The organism is Azospirillum sp. OGB3 (genome assembly GCF_014192915.1).
GTDB lineage: Bacteria > Pseudomonadota > Alphaproteobacteria > Azospirillales > Azospirillaceae > Azospirillum.
Genome location: NZ_JACHYN010000008.1, coordinates 126,591 through 136,890, shown reverse-complemented (window position 1 = coordinate 136,890; position 10,300 = coordinate 126,591). Strand labels below are relative to the sequence as shown.

At 68.1% G+C, this 10,300-nt stretch carries 7 protein-coding genes; 3 read left to right on the top strand and 4 right to left on the bottom strand.

The window, feature by feature from the left end:
- A partial coding sequence (locus FHW79_RS17450; RefSeq protein ID WP_183180128.1) for a DUF4347 domain-containing protein occupies nt 1-2,816 on the bottom strand: 2,816 nt, incomplete at its 3' end.
- Between the two features lie 407 nt (nt 2,817-3,223).
- A complete protein-coding gene (locus tag FHW79_RS17445; protein WP_183180127.1) occupies nt 3,224-3,793 on the bottom strand; it encodes a GNAT family N-acetyltransferase in 570 nt (189 codons plus the stop codon).
- Nucleotides 3,794-4,215: 422 nt separating this feature from the next.
- On the opposite strand from FHW79_RS17445, the gene FHW79_RS17440 reads away from it, so the two are divergent.
- The 3 genes from FHW79_RS17440 to FHW79_RS17430 all read left to right on the top strand — a co-directional run bounded on the left by FHW79_RS17440 (nt 4,216) and on the right by FHW79_RS17430 (nt 6,079).
- Nucleotides 4,216-4,884 (top strand): tail fiber protein, encoded by a 669-nt coding sequence (locus tag FHW79_RS17440; protein ID WP_183180126.1) that lies wholly within the window; start codon nt 4,216-4,218, stop codon nt 4,882-4,884.
- Nucleotides 4,885-4,994: 110 nt separating this feature from the next.
- Nucleotides 4,995-5,315 (top strand): hypothetical protein, encoded by a 321-nt coding sequence (locus FHW79_RS17435; protein ID WP_183180125.1) that lies wholly within the window; start codon nt 4,995-4,997, stop codon nt 5,313-5,315.
- An 89-nt stretch (nt 5,316-5,404) separates the two neighbouring features.
- Nucleotides 5,405-6,079, top strand: coding sequence for a tail fiber protein (locus tag FHW79_RS17430; RefSeq protein ID WP_183180124.1), 675 nt, complete (start codon nt 5,405-5,407; stop codon nt 6,077-6,079).
- Here the strand turns inward: FHW79_RS17430 and FHW79_RS17425 are convergent.
- Nucleotides 6,048-7,862 carry an alpha/beta fold hydrolase gene (locus FHW79_RS17425; protein ID WP_247884458.1) on the bottom strand — a complete coding sequence of 605 codons (1,815 nt, stop codon included), beginning with the start codon at nt 7,860-7,862 and terminating at the stop codon, nt 6,048-6,050. The genes FHW79_RS17430 and FHW79_RS17425 overlap by 32 nt on opposite strands.
- The gene (locus tag FHW79_RS17420; protein ID WP_183180123.1) at nt 7,859-10,300 is read right to left on the bottom strand and encodes a glycoside hydrolase family 2 protein; all 2,442 of its coding nucleotides are present in this window, start codon (nt 10,298-10,300) and stop codon (nt 7,859-7,861) included. The genes FHW79_RS17425 and FHW79_RS17420 overlap by 4 nt, the downstream gene beginning before the upstream one ends.

The following is a 10,300-nucleotide window of genomic DNA, read 5'->3' as shown; positions in this document are numbered from 1 at the left end:
CATTGGTAGGTGAAGGACCGGTTGTCGCCGTCGGCGTCGCTCCAGGTGCCGTTCGTCGTGGTCAGCGCGTTGCCCACCGTCGCCGTGCCGGTCACGCTCGGCGCGATACTGTTCACCGGCGCGCTGTTGAGGATCGCCGTGTAGGCGGAATAGGCGGTCGTCGTGTTGGAGTTGCCGTCGTTGGCGATCACCGCCACGCGCAGGTACTTGTGCGCGTCGGAGCTGGTCAGCGTGTAGCTGGCGCTCGTCGCCCCGCTGATCGAGGCGGCGTTGGTGCCGTTGCTGTCGTCGGCCCGGTACCACTGGTAGGTGAAGCTCAGCGTGTCGCCCTCCGGATCGCTCCAGGTGCCGTTCGCCCGCGTCAGCGCGTTGCCCACCGTCGCCGTGCCGGTCACGGTCGGGACCGCCGTGTTCACCGGAGCGCCGTTGGAGGGGGAGGAGCCTCCAAGAGTGATCTGGCTGGTTTGCGCGGCGCTGGTCGTTTCGCCGTCGTTGACGGTGACCGTGGCGGTGCGGGTGCCCGCGGTGACGCTGCCGGCGGTGTTCTTGTACTGGATCAGCCGAATCACTGCCTGATAGTTTGCCAGATCCGACGCACCCCTCAGCGTGATTGTGGCCGTGTCGTTGCCGGTGACGCTGATGCCGTAGCCTTTGGCCGTATCCACGGAAGCAGAAAGCATGCTCAGCACTTCCGCCGCACCGTCCGACGTGCCGGACAGGGTGATGGTGGCGCCGAGCAGGCGGGTGTCGCTGTCGGTCTGGGTCAGGACGGCGTCGGGGGCGATCAGCACGCCGGATGCGGGCGTGGAGGTGGTGACGGACTCCCCGTTGCCGACGCCCGCGCCGTTCAGATCAACGGACGGTTCGCCCACGTTCCAGTGCACCTCATAGGCACCGATGTCGAGCGCGCCGTCGCGGATGCGGTCCATGCCGCGGATGTCGTAGTTTCCGCCCCGGTTCGTCGCCGTGGTGCCGTCGCCCGCGTTGATGAAGGACGTCGCGGTCGCAGCAGGGCGGTAATCGCGGTTGGCCGCGTCGTGGAACGTCGCCGTCCCACCGATGGGGCCCTTGTAGTTGTTCACTTCAGTCAGGGCGGCGTTCGTGGTCGCGGCGGTGGAGCGCTTGATCGAATTCGGATCGGTCAGGTCGACGCCGTTTGCACTGCCGGTGTTTCCGGCGATGATCGTGTTGGCAACCAGCAGGCTCGAATTGGCGGCTACTGTCGCTCCGCCGTAAGAGATACCCGCGGTAGCAAGACCGCTGGCGGTTGTATTGACGGTGCGATTGTTGACAATCGTGGTGTTGACGATTCGACCCGTAACTTGCGTCGTCGCGCCGATGACAATCATGCCACCCAACAGATTGGCGTCGGAGTAGGCGCTTGTGTAGCTGTTGTTGGCGAAGACTGAATTTTCGACGACCAACGACGGCCCGCCATGACGGATTGTGGCGAACATATTCGAACCTGTCCCAGCGCCCAGGCCGTCGAGAAAGAAAGAATTCTTAACAGTCAGAGCCGCGGTTCCGACCGTAGCAACAGTTGTTCCGTAATTGTATCGAAATGTTACGCCTTCAAAGCTCAAGTTGCTGTTCAGGGAGTAGACAATGCCATTGCCCCCTGATCCCCCGTTATAAAACCGCTCGAAGGTCAAATTTTTGAGCGTGAGCGTTTTCCCGCTCGCGTTCATAAAAATACCCCGAAAATCGGTTGTATCGGTCACATTGTCGTTGTTGTTGTCGCCGCTCAGAACGACATCAGCGATACCGTCACCGTCGACATCGCCGTTAATCGTCAGGCCCTTACCTGTGATGGTTTGGAACGCCGCGTTGGTGGCATCGCCAATCCGCACCTTCGAACCGACGAGTGTCGGCGAGAAGAGGATGACTTGGCCATCGGTGGCGTTCGCAATCGCGTAAGAGAGAGACCCGGAGTTCAAGGACGCACCCGTCGACGTACCCGTTGCGGACGTGACCACCAGATCCGCCATGGTGCCGGAGAATGCCTCCATCGACGCCGCCGCGAAGGGGGCCGACGCTTCGATCGAACCGGACTTGACCTCCAGCGTCCAATTCTTGCCCACACCGCTTCCGGTGTCGTCGCTGGACGCGGCGACATCGGCGCCGGTCAGCCGGTGGACCGTCTCCACGAACTCCTTGCCGGCCTCTCCCGCCCCAACGTTGCACGCGTAGAACAGAAGGTCGCCGCCGGGCCGCAGCGCGGCGCCGATCGTCTGGAAATCAGCGGCCCGGTTGGCGAGCCCCGATGTCCAGTAAACGCGCCCGGCCATGTAGAGATGGCCCTCGCCACCGTGGCTGATGACCTGGACGGAATCCAGTCCGGACATCCCGGACAGCGCCTTCGCCATCTGACCGAGCGCCTCCTGCTGGGAGTCGAGCAGGACGACCTTGGCGTCGGGAGCGATGTCCTTGAGCAGCGTCTGGTAGTCGAGCACGGCGGTGTCGACGAACACCACCGACCGGACCGATCCCTGGATTCCGGCGAGCCGTGCCGTAACCGCCGCAGGCTCGGTGAGCGACGGGGCGGAAGCGGCCGGGGACGCCGCCGCGGCCGGAACGGTCGACTCCTTGATGGCCCAATCGACCATCTTGTCGGGGTCGGCGGACTTGCCGGCGCCTTTGTCCCCCGGCAAGGGCTGATCGGGTTGCTGATGGACCTCGGCGGCCGTGATGGCGCCCGCCGCGTCGAACATGAAGCGCGGTTCGAGAGCCATCGCGAACATCGATGAGGACGGCTTGCGCGTCTTGCCCGAATGCCCGTTCACGCCATTGCCGTTCGAACCACGCTTGCGCGCCATCGCCAGTCTCCCGCCATACGCAACACCGCCCGACCCTACGTCCAAAGCGGTCACCAAAAGGTGAATAGCATGCGGGAGCGTACCACCTTTTCACAGTCTTTGACAGCGCATCAGTCTATTCAGTCGGCAAAAGGGGTGGCCGATTTGCATCGATTCGCATCATCGGAGAGAGCAGCGTGTCGTAATTTGATGCATTTGTTTTCGCGCAGCGTTCTGTATTTCATTGGTGAAACGAACGCATATGTTGGTATGTTTTTCATGCCGGTGTTTCGCTGTCGGCGAGCGCATGGCGAGGCGAAGCCAAACATTCGCGTGCATAATGTCGCGCACCGATGTCACAGGCTTGGCAAGTCTCTACCGCACCGAAGGCCAGTTGATCGCCTGCCTGCTTTCTCGGGCGTCCACGGTCAGGAGGCGCCGCCCTGCTGCATCTGGGCCGGCAGGATTTGCGGCGGCAGATGCTGGATGCCAGGATGACCGGGCGGGAGCCAGATCAGTTCCAATGATGGCGACGTCTTAGCCAGCAGATCGAAGCCCAACCGGTGATAGAACCAGTGGACGCGCGTGTCCACCTCGGCCACCGACAAGGTGATCGGAATGCGCATTTGCGCCGCAGTCCCCTGAAAGCTGCGCAGCAGATCGGTGCCAATGCCCTTGCCACGGGCCAGACGGTGGATCTCCACCTCCGAAATGCGCCAGTCGTAGCGCCCCAGATCCATAACGATCCGCCCCACCGGCTGGCCCGTCTTCTCGACGACGAAATCCAGATGCTCCGGATAACGGCTCTCCTGCCCCATCCGCCGCGCGCCGTACTGCTGTTCGTAGAGCGTCCGGATGAAGTCGCGGTCGTGATGCGCCTTGGCCAGCCAGGGGCGAGCGTCCATGAAGAGGCCCATCAGGAAGTCGTCATCCGAAGGGCGGGGAAACCGCACCGTCAACCCGCCAAGCAGCGGCAGCGACCCATTCAGAACGGCCATCGGCCCCACTCCTTCCGGTAGCACAAGCGTGCGCCCTGGATAGCCGAAGATGCGGGCCCGACGCAAGAATCGCCGTTGCGAACCATACACGGCGGCGGGTGCCGTTCGAGTCGTCCACCTCCGCGCCGGTCCGGTGCGGGGCGGTCGAAACCGAGAGCGACCCAACGCCGCGGGCGATCGGGCGGCCGCATCGTCCACGATCCGGCGGCGGCCAAATACATACATGAATATGCAACCACAGGGTCGTAATGCAAAGATAACAATCGGAAAAAGTAACTTTTTGTATCGTCTATTGCTCAGGCCCTAGCCGTTCAGGAGAATATATCGGTATGCTTTCTATCACATTCGGCGGCGTGGCGCGTCCTTAGGGGGACGCTGGCCTCAGGCCGCCGCAACCGGTTTCATACACAGGAGGTTTCGCCATGGAAGTTTACCTCGGCTTGGTCATCCCGTTCGCCGGCGCCTACGCTCCGCAGTTCACCGCCCAGTGTCTGGGCCAGCAGATCCAGGTCAACCAGAACCAGGCGCTGTTCGCCATCACGGGTGCGATGTACGGCGGCAACGGCACCACCAACTTCAACCTGCCGGATCTGCGCGGTCGCGTCATGATCGGTTCGGGCACCAGCCCCTACCTGAACAATCAGACAATCAATCCGGGGAACAACGGCGGCGCCGCGAACAACGCCATCACCGCCCAGAACCTGCCCCTGCACACCCACGCGGCGTCCTTCACGCAGTCGGGCGGCAGCACCAACGCAACCGTCAACGCCGCCGCGGCCATCCCGGTGAGCACCAGCGTCGGCTCCAGCCCCACTCCGGCGGGCGGCAACAATTATCTAGGCGCGCTCCAACTCACGGAGCCCGGCCTTGGCGTCACTCTGGACGGCCCCTACAGCTCCGGCACCGCCCCGAACGGCTCGGCGCTGGTCGGTACGGCCTCCGGCACCGTCACGTTGGGCGGGCTGACGGGCACGGTGAGCGTTTCGGCGGGCGGCGGCGTCAGCAACCCGACGCCGGTGAACAACATGCAGCCCTATCTGGCCCTGACCATGCTGATCGTTACCAGCGGCATCTTCCCGATGCGCGACTGATCGGGAGCGATCCCCCGATCGTCGAACACCGGATGGACGGACGCGGCGTGTTGGCCTTTCATGCTCGGACCATCAGCCGAAACTCCAGACCCTCAGACCGGACCTTTGAGATGACCATCGACATCGCCACCATGTCTCACGAGATGTTCACCCCGCATCTCGGTCAGACGTTCCGTTTCCTGGCCCCGGAAGACGGGTCCGTGATCACGGAAGTCGAGTTGACGAAGCTGACGGAACGTCCGGAGTGCACGCCGCGCTGGGCGAAGCGCACGTCCTTTTCGGCACTGTTCGAAACTTACGGCCCCAGCCAGCTGTGGAATGGCTACTTCCAGATCGACCATCCGACAATGGGACCGCTGGGACCCTTCTACATCGTGCGCGTCATCCCGCGCGACCCCGACCGGGGCTGTTTCGAATTGATCCTGAACTGAGTCCGGCCGCCACGCTTCACCCCGCGGCTTCATCGCACGGCGCCGCGCACCGTCCGTTCCAGCGCATCGAATCCACCGGAGATCTTGCCATGGACTTCTACCTGGGTACCATTTTTCCATTCGCCGGCAGTTTTGCCCCGGTGAACACGCAGCAATGTCTGGGACAGGCCGTCAACACCCAACAGTACCAAGCCTTGTGGGCGGTCACGGCCGGTGCCTTCGGCGGCGGGCAGAGCAGCCCGACGTTCAACCTGCCCGACCTGCGCGGCCGCGTGATGGTGGGGACGGGGAGCAGCCCCTACACCAGCACCACGCTCAACCCCGGCAATTCGGGTGGCACGCAGTTCACGACGATCAACGGCTCCAACCTGCCGGCGCACACCCACGCCGCATCCTTCCAGAGCGGCAGCGTTCCGTTCAACGCAACGGTCACCGTGCCATTGAACCCCGCCGTCGGCACCAGCAACAGCCCTTCCGCCATTCCCGCCGTGCTGGGTGGGCAGCTCCTCACTGAACCCGGGCTCGGCGTGACCCTCGACGGGCCGTTCATCCCGGCCTCGAGCCTGCCGACGCCGCCCACCGGAAGCTCGCTGACCGGCGCGCTCTCCACGCAGGGTACGGTCAGCGGAGGCCCCACGGGCGCCAGCATCGCCGTGAGCGCGGGGGGCGGCGCCACCGGCCCGACCCCCCTCAACAACCTGCAGCCTTACCAGTCGCTGTTCTTCTTCATCTTCATGCTGGGCTATTTCCCGTCGCGTGATTGACGCGGAGAGCCCCGGTCCCTTCCGGTGGGCCGGGGCCCTTCCCCCGCAAGCCGTCCGCGGCGCCCGTGCCGATGCGCTCCAGCAGTTCATCCAGAAGATCGGCGAAGCGCTCCCGCGCAGCGCGCTCCATCAGGCTGTGGTCGGCCCCGGGAAGGCGCTCCATCCACAAGCCGCCCATCCGGCGCAGCCGCCCGCCATCCGTTCCAGCCTGGGCCTCCAACTCGCCCAACGTCACGTCGCCCGCGCTGTGCACCATCAGCGTGCGGACTCCGCGGTCGGACAGCGCCTGGAAGGCGTGGAGCACATCGTCCCGCGCGTAGCCCCGCCCCGTCAGCCCGGCACGCAGCCGCCCCGCGCCGATGCGCAGCCGGCGGGCCGCCCGTTCCGACAGGCTGCGCGCGACGCGCGACGCCTTGCGGTCCTGGCGCAGGATGGCCCGCCACACCGCCGGCTCGGTCAGCCGGGGAAGATAAGCGGCGGCCGGCTTCACCGCACTGCCGATGGCCTCCTCCTGCGTCACCCCGTCCCCCAGCACGAAGCGGCCCGGATTGACCAGCGCCAGCCCGACCACCCGCGGGTCGGCCAGCGCCACGTGCAGCGCCACCGCCGCCCCGGCGCACAGCCCCACGGCGACCGCGGTGCCATGCCCCGCCGCCGCCAGCGCGTCCAGTCCGGCCTGCGCGTCCTCGACCATGTCCCGGCAATAGATCAGCCCGTCGCAGCGCCCCGGCTTCGACGCGCTGTCGCCCAGCCCGCCCAGATCCAGGCGCAGCGAGGCGATCCCCCGCGCCGCCAGCCGCCGGGCCAGCCGCACCGACATGCGCCCGGTGCCGGTGTGCGGCGTGGCGCCGCTGTTCAGCAGCAGTACGGCGGGCCGTTCGACGGTAGCGGCGGCAGGCTCGCACAGGATGCCGAACAGCCCGCTGCCGGGACCGAAGCGGAGCGGGCGCTCCACCGCGCCGGGAAGACGCAAACGGAAGTCGGACGACTCCGCGGTCCGGGCGGTCGCGGCGGGCCCCCGGTTCCCCGTCAACCGGTCCCCCGTCAACCAGTCCGCTGCCCGCGCGAAGGCCGAACAATCCAGGGCCCCGTGCTGGACGCTGCTCATCAGCCGCGCGAGGTCAGGAAAAGGCGCCTCCTCGACGTCGGCCCCCAGCGCGCGGAAGCGCTCCGCCAAGACGGCGGCGCGGCCCTCCGGGCGGTCGAGGATGAGCACGCGCCGCGCCGGGGCGTCCGTCATCCGCGTGAGATCGAGTCCCCGCAGGGCCTCCGCCGTCTCCGCGGTCAGGCGGAAGCCGGCGCTGTCGATTCCTTCCGGCCCCACCGCGGGCGGGGCATCCGCCGGCCGCTCGGCGAGCAGGGCGACCGCCCGCAACTCCTGCAGGAAGGCCCGGCCCGAGGGGAAGGGCGCCAGCAGGACCAGGGCATCCGCCCCCGCCTCGCGCGCCGCCGCTGCGGCGAGCAGCGCGCCCAGCCGCAACCCCACCAAAGCCACCTCCTCCACGCCTGCAACGGCACGCAGATGGGCGGCCGCGGCGCGAATGCCGCCGAGCCACACCTCCAGGCGGTCCGGATCGCCCTCCTCGCCGACGCTGTTTCCGCTGCCGGGATAATCGAAACGCAGAACCGGCACCCCCGCCGCTGCCAGAGCGTTGGCGAAGCAGCGCCACGCCCGGTGGGTGGCCAGCGCCTCTCCGCCATAGGGGGCGCACAGCACGACGCCACGGCGTCCACCCGCCGGGTGGAGCCAGCCGAAGCAGCCCTGGAACAGCACCGGCCTCATGGTGTCCCCCGGTAGCGCGTTGGGTCCAGGCCGTTCAACGCATGAACATCGCCATCGGGCACCGCGGCGCCGGGGTGCCGCGCAATCAACCGGACTCGGCGCTCCACCCCCGGCGCGAGATGAAACCACTCTTCCTCCCCCCGGAAGCCGTCGTCCTCGATGTGGATGGAGCGGGCGAGGCGCCGGGTGGACAGCACCAGATGCCAACCCTCCGCCGCCCGCTCCACGCGGGCCCCCAGGCCCAACTCCGCGCGCTCCATCCGGCTGCCCCCGAGGAAATGGAAGGCGTCCGCCGCCAGCGCACCGGAACGCGGGTCGGACAACGCCACCACCACCGCGTCGTGGGCGGGCGGACCGAAGCGGTAGGCGCCGGTCAGGTCGATGAAGCGGTCGGCGAGCGAGGAGGCCGGAACCATCTGGGCGCTGCGTGGCGGCAGTGTGACCGCTCTCTCGGCCCGCAGCACCGGCGTCTCGCCCCGCCGCAGGGCGGTCAGGGTCATCACGGCCTCCACCGGCTGCGCCGTCTCGTTCAGCAGATGGATCGCCAGCCCGTTCACCCCCTCGTCGGTCAGCAGGACCTGCACGGGCCGGAAGGAGCGGCGCAACGCGTGCCATGCCGCCTTGGGCACGCCCGCGGAATCGACCACGCCCCAACCGGCCCCCGGCCAGACGTCCTGGAACATCCAGACCAGCCCGCCCGCGCAGGACGAACCGACCCGCCGCCATTCCGCGAAGACGGACTCCATCACCTCTCCCGTCACCGCGCGCGACAGCCGCGCGTAGCGGTCCGGTTCCTCGTAGCGCAGGACCATGGGGTCGACGCCGTGCAGCGTCCGCAGGTAATGGTCCCGCACATCCTCGAAATCCCACGGGGCGCCGGGGTCGCGCGGCACGCGCGCCTTCCAGCGCGGGTCGTGGACCGCCGGCACGCCGGGCAGCGCCCCGGCCGCCGGCATGTTGGCGAAGGCAAGGCATTCGGAGGCGAAGCGGACATGCGACCGGCGCGCGTCCTCCAGCGGGCGCAGATAGGCCCCGACGCCGTAATAGTGGGTCACGCCCGCATCGGCGGCGAAGGGCAGCGGCCCGCCGGTCGGCGAGTTGGCGACGTAGGGCACGTCGGGCCGCCGCCGTTCCGCCTCGTCCCGCAGGACGGTGTCGAACAGCGGCTGGCTCCAGCGCTCGCGCGGCAGGCCGAGCATGGCCGCCTGCTGCTCCGCCTCGCTGCCGCCGCACAGCACGGCCAGCGACGGAGACGCCTGGACCCGGTCGAGAAATTGCGCTGCCTCCCGCCGGACGCCGTCAAGGAACGGTTCGTCGGTGGGGTAGTCGAAGTTGGCGAACATGAAATCCTGCCAAACGAGAATCCCCATCTCGTCGCACAGGTCGAAGAAGGCGTCAGCCTCGTAGGCGGCGATGCCGGGGACCCGCAGCATGGTCATGCCGGCCTGCCGTACCAGTTCCAGCCAGGGGGCGTAGGCGTCCCGCGTCCCCGGCAAGGAGACGATGTCGGGGCTGCTCCAGCAGGCGCCACGGCAGAACACGCGTTCCCCGTTCACGCGCAGGGCGAAGCCGTCGCCGGGCTCGCGCTCGATGCGGCGGAAGCCGGTGCGGCCGAGGTCGATATGTGCGTCCCCGACCGCCGCTCGCACGGCGTGGAGCGCCGGGCGGCCGTGGCTGTGCGGCCACCAGGGCTCGATTTCCGGCAGGCGGATATCGCCACGCAACTCCCCCGGCCCGGTCCAGCGGAGCGGCGCCCGCGTCTCCCCGACCTCCAGCCAGCCCGGCGGCGGGGCGGAGCCGCTCCAATCCGCCGCCAGCGCCAGGGACAGGCGCCCGTCCCGCCCCTCCAGCGTCGCGCGCAGATCCGCCGAGTGGACGCGCAGCGGTCCATTCTCCGTGACCAGTTCCACCGGACGCCAGGGTCCGACCGCCGGCACGGAGGGGCACCAGCCGGGCATGTGACCCAGAAGCGTGGTCCGCACCGCGCGCAGACCCGCCGGCCCGGCCAGCCGGACCGGCCAGCGTCCCCGCCCCTTCCGTGCCCTCAGCACCGGGTTCAGGGCGCGGAAGACGATGCGCAGCGCGTGCGCCCCGCGCAGCGTCACCGGAACGTCGTGGCGCTCGAACATGCTGGCGCTGGTCAGGATGCGCTCGCCATCCAGCCAGACCTCCGCGACGGTGGCGAGGCCGTGGAAACGCAGGGTGCAAGGCCCCTCACCGGTGAGCCGCAGCCGGTACCAGACATCCCGGTCGTGCAGGGAAAGCGGCTCGCCGAGCCGGTAGAGCCCCGCTGCGCGCAGCGCCTGGGCGACGGTGCCGGGCACCGGAGCGGACAGCCAGCCGCCGACAGGCGTCTCCCCCGGCTCGGCCACGCACAGCTCCCACCCCTCCGATAGAGGCGTCACGCTGCGGCCCGTCACGGCGTGGAGGCGCGCCAT